This window comes from Lachnoanaerobaculum umeaense, from assembly GCF_003589745.1.
Classification (GTDB): domain Bacteria; phylum Bacillota; class Clostridia; order Lachnospirales; family Lachnospiraceae; genus Lachnoanaerobaculum; species Lachnoanaerobaculum umeaense.
This window is the reverse complement of sequence record NZ_CP032364.1, coordinates 2,138,111-2,150,790: the sequence shown is the minus strand read 5'-3', so window position 1 is coordinate 2,150,790 and position 12,680 is coordinate 2,138,111. Positions and strand designations below refer to the sequence as shown.

The window sequence follows — 12,680 nt, the reverse complement described above, 5'->3', positions numbered from 1 at the left end:
TACTCCCTCTTATATTTCTATATCTTTCCTAACACCTTACCTATTATTTGAATTTCTTTAAATTCTGCAGGTTTGATAGTCTTATACTTTTGATTATGTGATATAAGTCCGTTTTTTCCAAGTTCCTTTATATATACTTCAGAGCCGTTTATCATAAAAATGCCTACATCACCGATATCAAGTGAAGTCATTTTCTTGACATACACCTTATCACCGTCATAGAAAGTAGGTTCCATACTGTCACCGCTTACCTGTATGATAAAGTCCGCTCCGGGACAGAGTGGAGCTTGTACTGTTTCTATGTCTATATCAGTCATAAAAGAAGTAGCTCCGGCACTGGCACCGCCAAGCACATAAGGATACATACAGAGAGAAGTTATAGTCTTATAAGGCGTTTTCTCTTCCTGTATGATAGTAACATTTTTATTATCGGTAACTCTTTCATATTCCTTATCAAGTACCAATGTAACAAGCTCTTTACCGTGATCATCTAAGGTTTTATATTTTTTTAGTAAGCTGTCATAAAGCGACGGCTTAGAGAAACCAAAGGCATCATCAATAGACACTCCATATATATCACATAATGTAAATAAAGTATTAGCATCAGGTTGAGCATAACCAGTTTCCCAGTGTCCAATAATTTGTTGTCTTCTACCTATTTTTTCAGCTACTTCTTTTTGAGTTAGTCCTTTTTGAATTCTTATATTTTTTAAAACTAGTCCAATTTCTTGTTTAGTCATATATACCTCCTAGAGATAATATAACTTATTATTTTTTGAAAATCAATACAAAAAACTCAAAAAATTAGTATTAATATATTGACTTCTCAAAAATTTAGTGATATTGTCTTATTAAACTCAAATAATGAGTAAAACAAAAGGAAAGGATATATTTGAATGAATAATGTGGATATCAGAGATAAGTTGAAAGCGTTCCTATGGGATAAAGGTTATTCGCAGAAAAGGGTGGCTGAGATGGCAAATTTATCTGATTCAAAACTGTCATCAATACTGTTGAAGCGTAGGAAGTTAGATGCTAATGAGTTGTTTGATATATGCAATGCTATTGAAATTACTCCGTCTGAATTAAGGGAGTACAAGAGAGAGGACAAGGCAAGTTAGGAGGAATGTGTGGTTTACTAAAGAATATAAAGAGATATTGTCAGGTGGTCAGGAAATAACTGTAAAGATTACAGCAACTATAGAGGGAAAGATTACAGATATAAAGGAACTGCTGCATATAGTTGCTGAAATACCAAGAAGATTTTCGCCTATTTTTTATTTAGAGCTTGGTATCAGTAACTCTTTCATATTCCTTATTAAGTACCCATGTAACAAGCTCTTTACCGTGATTATCAAGAGTGCGGTATTTTTTAATACTATTCATTTCTTTATATGAGACGGTAAAATTGAAGTCTGTTTCATCTTGCCATAGATAATTAGCATCTATTTCTAAAGCCTCCATGATTTTAGCTAATGTTTCAATACTTGGCTGGCTAGTACCTTTTTCATATCCGGTTACTGTGGTTTTAGCTACTCCAATTGAAGCAGCCAACTGTTCTTGAGTTAGATTTTTAGACAATCTAGCTTCTTTGATTCTATCGTTTAGCGACATATATACCTCCTTTACTAGTACAAAAGAGAGAACATAGAGTTTACGAAAGAGTATAAAGAGATATTGTCAGGTGGTCAGGAAATAACTGTAAAGATTACAGCAACTATAGAGGGAAGGGTTGCGGATAGGAACTGTTGCATATAGTTGCTGAAATACCAAAAAGATTTTCACCTATTTTTTATTTAGAGCTTGGTATCAGTAACTCTTTCATATTCCTTATCAAGTACCAATATAACAAGTTCTTTACCGTGATTATCAAGGGTGCGGTATTTTTTTAATATGATATCTTCAATATTGCTTGAATTATTATTGGTATCCATATTGTCTTGATATAAGTAATTTGCATCACATTTTAGTGCTGACAATATTTTGTACATCAATTCGATTTTTGGAACACTAACTTCATTCTCATAGTTTGCAATAGCTGATGCTGATACTCCAATTTTATCTGCTAAATCGGCACGGGATAAGTTCAATTCAGCTCTTTTCTCTTTTATTCTTGATCCTATACTCAATCAAACAATCCTCCTTTCGTTAAGGAAAGTATAACAAAGTTATTTGATAAGTCAATAGATATATTGCAAGTTTCTTGTAAAAAACTATTGACTTACAAAGAATCTTGTAATAACATAAGGATATCTACAAGAAACTTGTAAGAAAAGAGAAAGGAGAATAAAGTATGGGTGACTATGAAAAGATGTTGGACAACATAAGGTCAATTATAAATGACAAAGGAATGAAACATAGTGTGGTTGCAGAACGTGCAGGTTTCACACCGCAAGAGTTTAGCAACATGATGAATGGTAGAAAGACATTAAGGGCTGAGTACATACCAGATATAGCAAAAGCTATGAGGGTAGATCCTAATACAGTCTACTTTTATGAAGAGTACAAGAGAGAGGAAAAGGCAAGTTAGAAGAGAAAATGGAGTTTACGAAAGAGTATAAAGAGATATTGTCAGGTGGTCAGGAAATGACTGTAAAGATTACAGCAACTATAGAGGGAAAGATTGCGGATATAAAGGAATCTTTGCATATAGTTGCTGAAATACCGAGAAGATTTGCACCTAATTTTTATTTGGCACTTGCCGATAGATTATCAGAAGAAAACTGATATGCAAGTTAGGAGAGCGGATGTTGAAAAATCATAATGAGCAAGAGGAGTTATTGGCACACAAGTTTATAAAAAGAGATGGCTTTGAGAAAACAGCTGTTTTTATGATGAATCTATGTGGTCTGATTGTAGACACAATGAGAAAGAAAGAACGCTTCAATATCGTTATTCAATATGATACTGAAGCAATAAATGTAAATATTGATTATCTTGATAAGACTACAAACGTGTCAAATGTAAATTCCTAGGTAGAAAAGTTAGGAGGAAGTATGGCGATAGTATCAACACCTATAAATATTGAAATGAGATTAACTACATTGACAGAGATGGAAGATGCATTGAAGCAAATAGAAATTTTAAAAAAGAACAACCCTAATCAGGATATAAAATTCGAGATTAGAGTTGCCCCGGGAACTCTTGAAAAAGAAATTCAAGAGTTGAAAAAAGATGTTAATTTTCTAATGTTTCAGTCTACTTTATTTAAGGAATTCAAAAGAGCAGAAAGAACTTCATCTGTGTAATCGCAGGAAGCTTTAAAAGATGTAACTATAATTTGGGTATAAAATTCGGTTACATATTTCGAAAGCTTGTCATCACCATATTTGTCAAAAAAGTCTTTTGCATCTTGCAAAACCTTATCATGCATAGAATCAAAAACTTTATTAAAACATTCATTACATATCGTTTTTAATTCATTTGTGTCCATGGATGTTTCTCCTTTCTAAATACTCGGCTGGTCAGAGCCTGTAGTTATAGTTTAGGAGATATATAGTTAAAAGTAAATTGATTTGGGTAGAGAAAATAGGAGTGTATTTTTGTAGGAACTATATAGAAAAAGCAAGAGAGAGGATAAGGCAAGTTAGGAAATCTAATGGGAACAAAGAAAGTTATAGAGAAAATTACAGATCGTATAGAAATGTACTGCAATAAGGATATAGAGGATATATCTGTTAAAGAATTTTATGAATTTCATGATGATATTCGTATGTTACATTTTTTTCAGAGGAGAATAGGCGAGGATCTTGAAATAGCCGGAGTTGAGAGAATCAAGGGTAAGATACAGGATCGTATAGAAATGTACTGCAATAAGACTACAGAGGATATCTCCATTGAGGAATTTTATGAGTTCCATGAAGATATCCGAATGTTGCTTAGGTTTAAGTTAAACAATTAAAGCACTTAGAATGATTGTACAAAATCCCATTCGTTTATGTCGTTTGGGACTTTGTGAATCTTTTCTTGGGAGAGAATAAGGAGTAAGCATGAAAATAGACGATGGAATAAGCCGGAACAATGGAACAGAGTTAATAAGGCTCGTTGAAAGAGCTATAAGTTGCTGTAGATGGAGAGCCAATTTCGCTCTGTCAAATGCAAGTGACTATAGAAAATGGAAAGAAAAGAAGAAAGTATTGGAAGATGCATTAGAGATAGTGAAAGAGATTAGAAATGCGATCTAAGGATGTGAAAGAAGGATGAAAGGAATAAATGCCGAGGGAGTTTACAAAAGATGACTTACTGAAAGATTACTATAAGGAATGGATTTATGTATATAAGGAAGGTGCTATCAAAGAATGTACATTGTCAAAGTACAAAATGAGTCTTTTCTGGGTTGAGAAGATAGCACCTGATCTAAAATTGTGCAATGTTTCAAGAGTAACGTATCAGCAAATCATCAATGAATATGCAAAAGAACATGAGAGAAATACTACTATGGACTTTCATCACCAATTAAAGGGATGTGTCTTGGATGCAGTTGATGAGGGCTTTATACCAAGAGATCCGACAAGAAAGGTCATAATAAAAGGAAAATTGCCGGGTAGTAAGAAGATAAAGTACTTGAACCAATTTGAGTTACAAACCCTTTTAAAAAGTTTGAAACTTGGGGAAGAGGTAAGTTGGGATTGGTTCATTCTGCTTCTTGCAAAAACCGGAATGAGATTTTCTGAAGGTTTGGGAATTACACCAAGGGATTTTGATTTTGCACATCAGACGTTGAGTATAAACAAAACATGGAATTATAAAGAGGGTGGTGGATTCACAACCACAAAGAATAAATCTTCAGTAAGGAATATACAGTTGGATTGGCAGTTGATAATGCAGTTTGCAAACCTTGTAAAAGGCCTACCTGAAGATGAACCTATATTCGTAAAGAAAGATATGAATGTATATAACTCTACAGTAAATGACTTGTTGCTCAGATACTGTAAAAAGCTAGATATACCTGTGATTGCGGTACATGGATTGCGTCATACACACGCTTCTATTTTGCTATATGCCGGTGTATCAATTGCCAGTGTGGCAAGAAGGCTGGGACATGCAAGTATAACCACAACACAAAAGACTTATTTACATGTTATTCAAGAGCTGGCAAGTCAGGATATAGATATCGTAATGAGATCATTATCCAACTTGGTATAAGTATAGGAAAAAAGGAGCAAGTATATGAGAAGTGGCAACGAAAATAGGATATCGGTAGAACAGGCTGCAAAACTTCTTGGAGCGTCACCGCAGTTCATAAGGATCGGGCTGCAGCAGGGAATGCTTGACTTTGGTATGGCTGTAAAAATGTCAAGACAATGGACGTATGTTATAACGAAGCAAAAGTTTGAAGAGGCCACAGGTATAAAGGTTAAATGACGATTAGAAAAAATAAATATAAGTAGGAGATATGAAAATGGAGAGAATTGATATACCACAAGTTTTTAAAAACAGAAATGAAAGCGAGTTCGTTTTAATAAAAAAAGAAGAACTTGAAAATCTAATAGAGTGCAGCAGAAGTATTGAAAAAGCAATAACTATAGTTGAAAAAGTTGCTATAGGTGTAGGTTTAATAGTTCTTGGAATAATTATAGGAATGATGTTGTTATGAGAAGGGAAATGGTCATACAAAGATTATGGACAGAGGAAGAACTTGAAATCCTGGCTGATATGAGAAGGCAGAGGATTGTAGTATCAAAAATAGGAGAAAGACTAAATCGTAGCACTGCAAGCGTTAGGCTTAAATTAAGCACTATGGGGGAAGATTTATGGGACAGAAGTAGATGGAGCAGATATATCTCAAAAAGGACTAGAAACTATTGGACTTATGAAGAGTTATATGATGCAAAGCTTATATTGGAGTGTGGTGGAACATTTGCTGAGGCTGCAAAGAAGACATCACATAATAGTGGAAGTCTCAGAAGCAAGATAAGCATGATGGGAAGTGACTTTTGGGAGGAGAGGAATTGGGAGATGTATACAGTTGGGTAGATGATAGATACAAATATGAGGAACTAAAATCTACTGCAAGGTCAGTTACAAAAGGGACTATTTTAAAAAGATTTGTTGGAAGTGTATGGCATCAGATCAATGAAAAAAGGGGATATGAAAGTCAATTTTACATAGCAAATGTGACTGATAGAGGGCATCATGGAGAGTTTGATGATGTGCCAGTATTCATAACAAGTTCAGATAAGGAATTTAGAAAAGAATTTGAAACAAATAAAAGGTTTAAACAGCTGAATAAATTATATAAAAAATGAGCCTGTAACAAAGACAGGCTCATGATGCTAAAAAGCATTCCATTTCACTAATATTCTATGCTTTTTGGTTTTAAAAGTCAAGAAAAATGTGGAGAAGTCCACCTTTAACTGCTTGATTAAAGTATTAAACTTACGACTAAGGGGTGTAGAAAAATGTATGTTAAAAAGATGTATAACCTTGGAAAGCATAAAGAGATAATAGAGGTTCATAATTTTTATCCCGGCAATTATGGAGCACCCGGAAAAAAGAGGGAGAAAAAAGAAAAGGCATCTCCTGAGGTGATAAAAAAGCAGAACCACACAAACAGGGTTAGAAAAATACAAAGATTAATATTGGGTAATTTCAAAGCAGGAGATTGGCATATCGTACTTAAATATAAAAAGGAACTGCGACCTGATGACTTCAAAGAGGCCAAGGAGCAGCTGAGTACATTTTTTAAAAAGGTGAGACTGGAACTGAAGAAGTACTCAATAAGTTTTAAGTATATCGGAGTTACTGAGATGGGTAAGAGGGGCAATGCCCTTCATCATCACATAATAGTTGAAAACATAACTGATCCGGTAAATATGTTGAAGCTTATAAGAAAACATTGGGAGTATGGCCATATTGCCCTTACTGATCTATACGAAGAAGGGGCGTATCAGAGACTGGCGGAATATATAGTTAAGGCTGAAACAAAGGATCCTAATGGCAAATCTTCCTATACACGTAGCAGGGGCAATCTGATAGAGCCGGAAGTTGAAAGCAAGATAATGCTTAGAAAGAGTTGGCCAAAAGAGCCTAAAGCAAAGAAGGGATATTACATAATAGCTGATAGCGTGATACAAGGAGAAAACCCTGTTACAGGTTATCCGTATCAAAGATATATGATGCAAAAGCTACCAAGTACGAGAGCTGTAGGAAGAGAGGAGAAAGCGTGGAGACAGAATGTAGAGTCAATATTTACATAACCACATCAATAAGAGGGCCTGCAAGAAAGAATGGTGGATATGGATATGTCATAGAATTTATAAAAAAAGACGGTAGTCCGATTACCAGGAGTGGAGTTGGATATGAGATAAAGGCTACAGAAAACAAGCTTGTATTGATTGCATTAAAAGCGGCACTCAAAAGGCTTACCAAAAGGTGCTCAGCCCTAGTATTTACTAAGTGCGAGTATGTTTTGAGCAGCTATAAAAACGAATGGATTTTTGAATGGAAAAAGAATGATTGGACTAATGCAAGAGGTGTAAAGCTTAGTAATTGGGAGCTTTGGAGGGATATATCGGAGTTATCCACATTGCATGATATATCTTTTGCGAGTTCCGGCACTGCAAATCCTTATGAAATGTGGATAAGTGACAGCATAAGAAAGGTGGAGCATGAAAACTGAGAAAGACTTAATAAATACTAAGCATGAGGGCGATTCAGGAGGTATTTCCGAAATGAAAAAACCTGAGAAAAGAAGTATTTCTTTTACAGTGTATGGAAAGCCGGTGGGCAAACAAAGACCTAAATTTGCAAGGAAGTATGGAAGTGTAATGACATACACTCCTAAAGAGACTGTAAACTATGAAAACCTTGTAAAGATATCATATCCGGGCGGTGTAAAACTGGAAGGTGCTATAGCTGCCAATATAAGGGGATATTTTGCAATACCAAAATCGGTAAGCAAAAAGCAAAGGGAGAGGATGTTGGCAGGAGAAGTCAAATATACAAAGAAGATTGATAGTGACAATCTGGCCAAGTCTATATTGGATGCATTGAATCACCTTGCTTATGATGATGATTCGCAGGTGTGCTGCCTTACGGTAAGTAAGCAATATGCTGAGATCGAAAGAGTAGAAGTGAAACTTAGGGAAATATAGTAAGTTGATTTGAGTTATTTTGAGATTAAGGAGTTAAGCGAATGAGTATAACAAGAAAAGAAGTGGATGAAATTGTAACGGCTGCAACTGAGGTGGCGAACAGTGCAAGAAATATAAGAGATATCAATGAAGTAATAGAGGAAATCAAGAACTGGTCACTTGAAGAAGGTGCTTTGTTTAACATGAATCTTTATACACAGAAAATTAAGTATGGGGTAGTGAAAAAAATAGTTGATTTAGAAACTTTTTTGTCGTCAGATGAACAACTTCCAATCAGGGAGGCTCTTATACAAGCACTTAAAGAAAAAAGAGAAGAGTATACAAGTAATTTTCAAGAGGATACAAAAGAGTTTGAAAAACTTGCGAAAGAGGTGCAAAGATGAGTAGCGATATCAAACTGATACAGCATTTGAAGTATACGATAGAGCTGGCAGGGTTCAGACTGTCGGACAGGATAAAGCTTGTACATAAGGTTACAGGTAGGAAGTTTGACTAGGATCATGGAGTAAATGGAATGGATTACAAACAGGAAATAATCAATAAGATAAGAGATATGTCAAAATACTATTCAGGTCATCAAGTATTCAGAGATTGGATAGAATTATACGCTTTAGCAATAGCGAATGTCTGTGAACCGGAAGGTACAGTGGTTTGGAATAAAAGGGAGCAGCAGTATTTAAACACAATAAGCAAATATCAGACTGCAGAAGTGTACGGTTTTGCAGAGCTTGGAGGGTTACTTACATTAGCACTTGAAAAAGATATGTCAGATATCCTAGGAAGTGTATATATGGGCATAGAGACAGGCAATAAAGCCACAGGGCAGTTCTTTACACCTGACAATGTAAGCCAGTTGGTGGCAAGGCTGATGGATGATGAAGCAGTATCAAACGATATGCCTATAAAGTTACATGAGCCTGCATGTGGCAGTTGCGGTATAATTATCGCATATGCCAGAGCTTTAAGGGATAAGGATATAAATTATCAAAAATTGCTTGATATAAAAGCTTCAGATATAGATTTTGCGTGTGTCTATATGAGCTATATACAGCTGTCTTTACTTGGAATCAAGGCGGTTGTAGTAAGACAGGACAGCTTGCTTGGAGAAAAAGTTCCGCAGGAGCATATATTTGTAACTCCGGCAAGGAAGGGAATGTTGCTATGAAAGATGAACTTATATCAAAAATAATATTATCAATTGCAGATGATATCAGTATAGATATCGGTGAGCTGAAATCTAAGCTATATATAGCTATGAACGGATATAATGTGAGCCTTGAAAGTACTGAAATTGTGGTAAGAGAGGAAAATAAAAATGAGTGGCTGTTCAAGAAATTTATAATGACTAAAACGGTTCAAGGTTTAACAGAAAGAACGCTTGAGTTGTATGGTATAGAAATACCTAAGATATTGAGAAAAATAGGTAAGCCGGTAGGAGAGATAACATCAGATGACATATTGTACTATTTAGCAGTCAGAGAGTGCAAAGATAAATGCACTAAAGTAACTTGCAAAAACGAATTAAGATATCTTAGTTCTTTTCTTGGATACTTATTTGTTGAGGGTTATATACCAACTAATCCTGTAAGGAAGATTGGAACCATAAAACTTGAAAAGAAAAAAATGAAAGCTTTTTCGGATATTGAGGTGGCGAAGATAAGGCAAGGGTGCAAGAATTCAAAAGAAAAAGCAATTATTGAACTTTTTCTTAGTACCGGGTGTAGAGTGAGCGAGCTTGTAAATATAAAAAAAGCAGACATAGAAGTCAATAAAGTGATTGTAAAGGGAAAAGGAAACAAAGAAAGGATTGTTTATTTGAATGCTACAGCAATTTTGGCTGTAGAGGCATATATAAAAGACTTACCTGAGCTTAAAAATCCTTTTCTTTTCCCTAAAATGAACATGACAACAGGAATGAAAAAAGGAATAGCGAGGGGTGACGGCTACTTAATTGCTGAAAATTATGAAGAAGGACATATGGATAAAGCTTCAGTAGAGGACTTAGTAAGAAGACTTGGGAAAAGAGTTGGAGTGACAGGCGTTCATCCACATAGATTCAGGCGTACGTGTGCAACAATGGCATTGAAAAGAGGCATGCCTATAGAACAGGTGAGTAAAATGCTTGGACATGAGCAGCTTACAACTACACAGATTTATCTTGATCTTAGTGAAAGAGATTTAGAAATAGCGCATGAGAAATATGTGCTGTAGTGAAAGGGGAAGGCATGAAAGATGAATTAATATCTGAGATAGTTATGGAACTGGCAGCAGATGTTGATATGGACGTTGGAGAGCTGAAATCAAAACTATATATGATTATGCATGGATACAGCATAAAGCTTGAAAATACAGATATAGTCATAAGGGAAGAAAACAAAAATGAATGGTATTTTAAAAAGTTCATAATGACAAAGACTGTGCAAGGATTATCCGAGAGAACATTAGCTCAGTATTCAGGTGAAATACCAAGGATGTTAAACACAATAGGGAAATCCGCAGAAGATGTAAGCTCAGACGATATATTATATTACCTTGCGGTAAGGGAGCACAAAGATAAAGTATCTAAAGTAACTGTATCAAACAACCTTAGATATCTGAGGACTTTTTTTGAGTTTTTGACAGTTGAAGGAATAATACCTACTAATCCAGTAAGGAAAATTGGAAGCATCAAAGTAGCTAAAAAGCAGAAAAAGGCCTTTTCAGATGTAGAAGTACTCAAGCTGAGACAAGGATGTAAGACAGTGAGTGAAAGGCTCATTGTTGACATGCTACTAAGTACCGGATGTAGAGTTTCAGAACTTGTATCTATAAAAGTTGAAGATATAGAAGGTAGAAGAATAACTGTTTTGGGTAAAGGTAATAAAGAGAGGATGGTTTACCTGAATGCACAGGCACGCCTTACGCTTGATGAACACATGAGAGATATTGATACAATAATCAATCCTTATATATTACCAAGCACAAGGTATATAAACAGTACAGAGCATATGAGTAGTGGAGCAGTAGAAAGCTTTTGTAGAAGGCTTGGGGAAAGAACTGGGGTTAGAAATGTTCATCCACATAGGTTCAGAAGAACATGTGCAACTATGGCATTAAAAAGAGGAATGCCTATAGAACAAGTGAGCAAGATGTTAGGGCATGAAGAGTTATCAACAACTCAAATTTACCTGGATCTTGATGAGAGAAACTTGGAAATAGCACATGAAAAGTATGTTGTGTAGATGGAAAAGAAAAGTATGAAAAGCAATACAATATGGAAACCAAACAAAGAAAAGGTAAAGGAGAAACAAATGAAGAATACATTGGTGGATTTAAATAATTACTTATTTGAGTCAATAGAAAGAATAACAGATGATGATCTGACAGATGAACAACTTGAAAAAGAAATAAAGAGAAGTGATGCAGTACAGAAAATAGCGAAGACGATTATAGAGAATGGCCATCTTGCACTTAGTGCTAGAAAGCATATTGATGATCAAGGTGGAGGACAAAAAGTTGACCTGCCCATGCTTGGAATTACTTCGGAGAACAAATGATAAGATACACACAAGAGGAAAAATCATTCCTGATAGAATATATTCCCGGGAGAATTGCATCAGAAGTTGTTGAAGAGTTTATTAAAAAATTCGGAAAAACTATAAGTGTAAGTCAGATAAGAAGTTTCAGAAAAAATAATAAGATAAATTGTGGAAGAGATACCAGATTTAAAAAGGGATCTGTACCGGCCAACAAAGGTAAAAGGCTGAGTCCGGAAGTTTACAAGAAACTAAGTAAGACAATGTTCAAAAAAGGCCATAGCCCACAAAACTACAGGCCGGTAGGAAGTGAGAGGGTGAATGTTGATGGATACATTGAAATAAAGATTGCAGATCCGAGCAAATGGGATCTGAAGCATAGAGTTGTTTGGGAAGAAAGCAACGGTAAAATTCCTGCAGGTATGAATCTGATATTTAAGGATAATAATCCTTTGAACATTAAACTTGATAATTTGATGTTGGTTACAAGGGCGGAAAATATAGTAATCAATCATGCCGGGGCAAATGTATACAAAGGCATAGAGAAAGAAGTGGCCGTAAATGCTATAAGGCTTAAAAAACTGATAAAAGAGAAAATATTGAATAACAAAAAGAAAAGAGGAATAGAATGAACAGAGTAATATTGATGGGTAGGCTGACAAGAAATCCGGAGGTTAGATATACACAAGGACAGGATAGTATGGCTATAGCCAGGTATACTTTGGCAGTGGATAGAGCCACAAAGGGAGGAAATCAGGCAGCAGATTTTATTCCTTGCGTTGCATTTAACAAGGCTGGAGAATTTGCAGAGAAGTATTTTAGACAGGGTATGAGAGTATTGGTTTCAGGTAGAATTCAGACAGGAAGTTATACCAACAAAGAAGGCCAAAAGGTTTATACAACTGAGATTATTATAGATACTCAGGAGTTTGCAGACAGCAAAGGAGAAAACACAAAAGTAACAGGTAATCACAGTTCAAATACAGATGTAGATGGATTTATGAATATCCCGGATGGAGTTGATGATGAGGGCTTGCCATTTAATTAAAAGAGAGTCGAAAGAAGGAGA

General features: G+C 35.3%; 25 protein-coding genes. 22 read left to right on the top strand and 3 right to left on the bottom strand.

Going from position 1 to position 12,680, the window contains the following annotated elements; genetic code table 11:
- Positions 1-17: 17 nt before the first annotated feature.
- Entirely contained in the window at positions 18-740 is a 723-nt protein-coding gene (locus D4A81_RS10060; RefSeq protein WP_111524759.1) for an XRE family transcriptional regulator, read from the bottom strand.
- A gap of 156 nt (positions 741-896) precedes the next feature.
- Between D4A81_RS10060 and D4A81_RS10055 the strand changes: the two genes are divergently transcribed.
- Entirely contained in the window at positions 897-1,121 is a 225-nt protein-coding gene (locus tag D4A81_RS10055) for a helix-turn-helix domain-containing protein (RefSeq protein WP_111524760.1), read from the top strand.
- 160 nt (positions 1,122-1,281) lie between these two features.
- Here D4A81_RS10055 and D4A81_RS10050 read toward each other — a convergent pair whose 3' ends face one another.
- Both D4A81_RS10050 and D4A81_RS10045 read right to left on the bottom strand, forming a co-directional pair.
- On the bottom strand, positions 1,282-1,614 hold the full coding sequence (locus D4A81_RS10050; RefSeq protein WP_111524761.1) for a helix-turn-helix domain-containing protein: 333 nt from the start codon (positions 1,612-1,614) through the stop codon (positions 1,282-1,284).
- A 182-nt stretch (positions 1,615-1,796) separates the two neighbouring features.
- On the bottom strand, positions 1,797-2,129 hold the full coding sequence (locus tag D4A81_RS10045) for a helix-turn-helix transcriptional regulator (protein ID WP_111524762.1): 333 nt from the start codon (positions 2,127-2,129) through the stop codon (positions 1,797-1,799).
- 164 nt (positions 2,130-2,293) lie between these two features.
- On the opposite strand from D4A81_RS10045, the gene D4A81_RS10040 reads away from it, so the two are divergent.
- The 21 genes from D4A81_RS10040 to D4A81_RS09940 all read left to right on the top strand — a co-directional run bounded on the left by D4A81_RS10040 (position 2,294) and on the right by D4A81_RS09940 (position 12,659).
- Positions 2,294-2,530: a helix-turn-helix domain-containing protein gene (locus D4A81_RS10040; RefSeq protein ID WP_111524763.1), complete on the top strand. Its 237-nt coding sequence runs from the start codon at positions 2,294-2,296 to the stop codon at positions 2,528-2,530.
- An 8-nt stretch (positions 2,531-2,538) separates the two neighbouring features.
- Complete coding sequence (locus D4A81_RS10035; RefSeq protein ID WP_111524764.1) at positions 2,539-2,727, top strand: hypothetical protein; 189 nt, start codon at positions 2,539-2,541, stop codon at positions 2,725-2,727.
- Between the two features lie 20 nt (positions 2,728-2,747).
- A complete protein-coding gene (locus D4A81_RS10030; RefSeq protein WP_111524765.1) occupies positions 2,748-2,975 on the top strand; it encodes a hypothetical protein in 228 nt (75 codons plus the stop codon).
- Between the two features lie 21 nt (positions 2,976-2,996).
- Positions 2,997-3,248 (top strand): hypothetical protein, encoded by a 252-nt coding sequence (locus D4A81_RS10025; protein ID WP_111524766.1) that lies wholly within the window; start codon positions 2,997-2,999, stop codon positions 3,246-3,248.
- Between the two features lie 350 nt (positions 3,249-3,598).
- Entirely contained in the window at positions 3,599-3,901 is a 303-nt protein-coding gene (locus D4A81_RS10020) for a hypothetical protein (RefSeq protein ID WP_111524767.1), read from the top strand.
- Between the two features lie 88 nt (positions 3,902-3,989).
- Positions 3,990-4,184: a hypothetical protein gene (locus D4A81_RS10015; protein WP_111524768.1), complete on the top strand. Its 195-nt coding sequence runs from the start codon at positions 3,990-3,992 to the stop codon at positions 4,182-4,184.
- Positions 4,185-4,212: 28 nt separating this feature from the next.
- Complete coding sequence (locus D4A81_RS10010) at positions 4,213-5,145, top strand: site-specific integrase (RefSeq protein WP_111524769.1); 933 nt, start codon at positions 4,213-4,215, stop codon at positions 5,143-5,145.
- Positions 5,146-5,169: 24 nt separating this feature from the next.
- Positions 5,170-5,364: a hypothetical protein gene (locus D4A81_RS10005; RefSeq protein ID WP_111524770.1), complete on the top strand. Its 195-nt coding sequence runs from the start codon at positions 5,170-5,172 to the stop codon at positions 5,362-5,364.
- A 37-nt stretch (positions 5,365-5,401) separates the two neighbouring features.
- Positions 5,402-5,596, top strand: a complete 195-nt coding sequence (locus D4A81_RS10000) for a hypothetical protein (RefSeq protein WP_111524771.1) — start codon at positions 5,402-5,404, stop codon at positions 5,594-5,596.
- 8 nt (positions 5,597-5,604) lie between these two features.
- A complete protein-coding gene (locus D4A81_RS09995) occupies positions 5,605-5,976 on the top strand; it encodes a hypothetical protein (protein ID WP_162902582.1) in 372 nt (123 codons plus the stop codon).
- A complete protein-coding gene (locus tag D4A81_RS09990) occupies positions 5,937-6,248 on the top strand; it encodes a hypothetical protein (protein ID WP_147628896.1) in 312 nt (103 codons plus the stop codon). The genes D4A81_RS09995 and D4A81_RS09990 overlap by 40 nt, the downstream gene beginning before the upstream one ends.
- 153 nt (positions 6,249-6,401) lie before the next feature.
- Entirely contained in the window at positions 6,402-7,199 is a 798-nt protein-coding gene (locus D4A81_RS09985; RefSeq protein WP_111524774.1) for a rolling circle replication-associated protein, read from the top strand.
- On the top strand, positions 7,166-7,621 hold the full coding sequence (locus tag D4A81_RS09980) for a ribonuclease HI (protein WP_162902581.1): 456 nt from the start codon (positions 7,166-7,168) through the stop codon (positions 7,619-7,621). The genes D4A81_RS09985 and D4A81_RS09980 overlap by 34 nt, the downstream gene beginning before the upstream one ends.
- Positions 7,611-8,096: a RusA family crossover junction endodeoxyribonuclease gene (locus tag D4A81_RS09975; protein WP_242977642.1), complete on the top strand. Its 486-nt coding sequence runs from the start codon at positions 7,611-7,613 to the stop codon at positions 8,094-8,096. Before D4A81_RS09980 ends, D4A81_RS09975 begins: the two co-directional genes overlap by 11 nt.
- Before the next feature lie 41 nt (positions 8,097-8,137).
- Entirely contained in the window at positions 8,138-8,479 is a 342-nt protein-coding gene (locus D4A81_RS09970; protein ID WP_111524776.1) for a hypothetical protein, read from the top strand.
- Between the two features lie 131 nt (positions 8,480-8,610).
- Positions 8,611-9,261, top strand: a complete 651-nt coding sequence (locus tag D4A81_RS09965; RefSeq protein ID WP_111524777.1) for an N-6 DNA methylase — start codon at positions 8,611-8,613, stop codon at positions 9,259-9,261.
- Positions 9,258-10,307 (top strand): tyrosine-type recombinase/integrase, encoded by a 1,050-nt coding sequence (locus D4A81_RS09960; protein WP_111524778.1) that lies wholly within the window; start codon positions 9,258-9,260, stop codon positions 10,305-10,307. The genes D4A81_RS09965 and D4A81_RS09960 overlap by 4 nt, the downstream gene beginning before the upstream one ends.
- Positions 10,308-10,321: 14 nt before the next feature.
- Positions 10,322-11,317 (top strand): tyrosine-type recombinase/integrase, encoded by a 996-nt coding sequence (locus D4A81_RS09955; RefSeq protein ID WP_111524779.1) that lies wholly within the window; start codon positions 10,322-10,324, stop codon positions 11,315-11,317.
- A gap of 69 nt (positions 11,318-11,386) precedes the next feature.
- Complete coding sequence (locus tag D4A81_RS09950) at positions 11,387-11,632, top strand: hypothetical protein (protein WP_111524825.1); 246 nt, start codon at positions 11,387-11,389, stop codon at positions 11,630-11,632.
- Positions 11,629-12,243: an HNH endonuclease signature motif containing protein gene (locus D4A81_RS09945; protein WP_111524780.1), complete on the top strand. Its 615-nt coding sequence runs from the start codon at positions 11,629-11,631 to the stop codon at positions 12,241-12,243. The genes D4A81_RS09950 and D4A81_RS09945 overlap by 4 nt, the downstream gene beginning before the upstream one ends.
- Positions 12,240-12,659: a single-stranded DNA-binding protein gene (locus D4A81_RS09940; protein WP_111524781.1), complete on the top strand. Its 420-nt coding sequence runs from the start codon at positions 12,240-12,242 to the stop codon at positions 12,657-12,659. Before D4A81_RS09945 ends, D4A81_RS09940 begins: the two co-directional genes overlap by 4 nt.
- Positions 12,660-12,680: the final 21 nt, after the last annotated feature.

Excerpts from the sequence above, each read along its gene's own strand:
- D4A81_RS10030 (WP_111524765.1), top strand. The coding sequence starts at position 2,748 with ATGTTGAAAAATCATAATGAGCAAGAGGAGTTATTGGCACACAAGTTT.
- D4A81_RS10010 (WP_111524769.1), top strand. The coding sequence starts at position 4,213 with ATGCCGAGGGAGTTTACAAAAGATGACTTACTGAAAGATTACTATAAG.
- D4A81_RS09975 (WP_242977642.1), top strand. The coding sequence starts at position 7,611 with ATGAAAACTGAGAAAGACTTAATAAATACTAAGCATGAGGGCGATTCA.
- D4A81_RS10025 (WP_111524766.1), top strand. The coding sequence starts at position 2,997 with ATGGCGATAGTATCAACACCTATAAATATTGAAATGAGATTAACTACA.
- D4A81_RS09950 (WP_111524825.1), top strand. The coding sequence starts at position 11,387 with ATGAAGAATACATTGGTGGATTTAAATAATTACTTATTTGAGTCAATA.
- D4A81_RS10035 (WP_111524764.1), top strand. The coding sequence starts at position 2,539 with ATGGAGTTTACGAAAGAGTATAAAGAGATATTGTCAGGTGGTCAGGAA.
- D4A81_RS09995 (WP_162902582.1), top strand. The coding sequence starts at position 5,605 with ATGGTCATACAAAGATTATGGACAGAGGAAGAACTTGAAATCCTGGCT.
- D4A81_RS10060 (WP_111524759.1), bottom strand. The coding sequence starts at position 740 with ATGACTAAACAAGAAATTGGACTAGTTTTAAAAAATATAAGAATTCAA.
- D4A81_RS09970 (WP_111524776.1), top strand. The coding sequence starts at position 8,138 with ATGAGTATAACAAGAAAAGAAGTGGATGAAATTGTAACGGCTGCAACT.
- D4A81_RS09985 (WP_111524774.1), top strand. The coding sequence starts at position 6,402 with ATGTATGTTAAAAAGATGTATAACCTTGGAAAGCATAAAGAGATAATA.
- D4A81_RS10000 (WP_111524771.1), top strand. The coding sequence starts at position 5,402 with ATGGAGAGAATTGATATACCACAAGTTTTTAAAAACAGAAATGAAAGC.
- D4A81_RS10005 (WP_111524770.1), top strand. The coding sequence starts at position 5,170 with ATGAGAAGTGGCAACGAAAATAGGATATCGGTAGAACAGGCTGCAAAA.
- D4A81_RS10040 (WP_111524763.1), top strand. The coding sequence starts at position 2,294 with ATGGGTGACTATGAAAAGATGTTGGACAACATAAGGTCAATTATAAAT.
- D4A81_RS09945 (WP_111524780.1), top strand. The coding sequence starts at position 11,629 with ATGATAAGATACACACAAGAGGAAAAATCATTCCTGATAGAATATATT.
- D4A81_RS09955 (WP_111524779.1), top strand. The coding sequence starts at position 10,322 with ATGAAAGATGAATTAATATCTGAGATAGTTATGGAACTGGCAGCAGAT.
- D4A81_RS10050 (WP_111524761.1), bottom strand. The coding sequence starts at position 1,614 with ATGTCGCTAAACGATAGAATCAAAGAAGCTAGATTGTCTAAAAATCTA.
- D4A81_RS09940 (WP_111524781.1), top strand. The coding sequence starts at position 12,240 with ATGAACAGAGTAATATTGATGGGTAGGCTGACAAGAAATCCGGAGGTT.
- D4A81_RS10020 (WP_111524767.1), top strand. The coding sequence starts at position 3,599 with ATGGGAACAAAGAAAGTTATAGAGAAAATTACAGATCGTATAGAAATG.
- D4A81_RS10015 (WP_111524768.1), top strand. The coding sequence starts at position 3,990 with ATGAAAATAGACGATGGAATAAGCCGGAACAATGGAACAGAGTTAATA.
- D4A81_RS09965 (WP_111524777.1), top strand. The coding sequence starts at position 8,611 with ATGGATTACAAACAGGAAATAATCAATAAGATAAGAGATATGTCAAAA.
- D4A81_RS09960 (WP_111524778.1), top strand. The coding sequence starts at position 9,258 with ATGAAAGATGAACTTATATCAAAAATAATATTATCAATTGCAGATGAT.
- D4A81_RS10055 (WP_111524760.1), top strand. The coding sequence starts at position 897 with ATGAATAATGTGGATATCAGAGATAAGTTGAAAGCGTTCCTATGGGAT.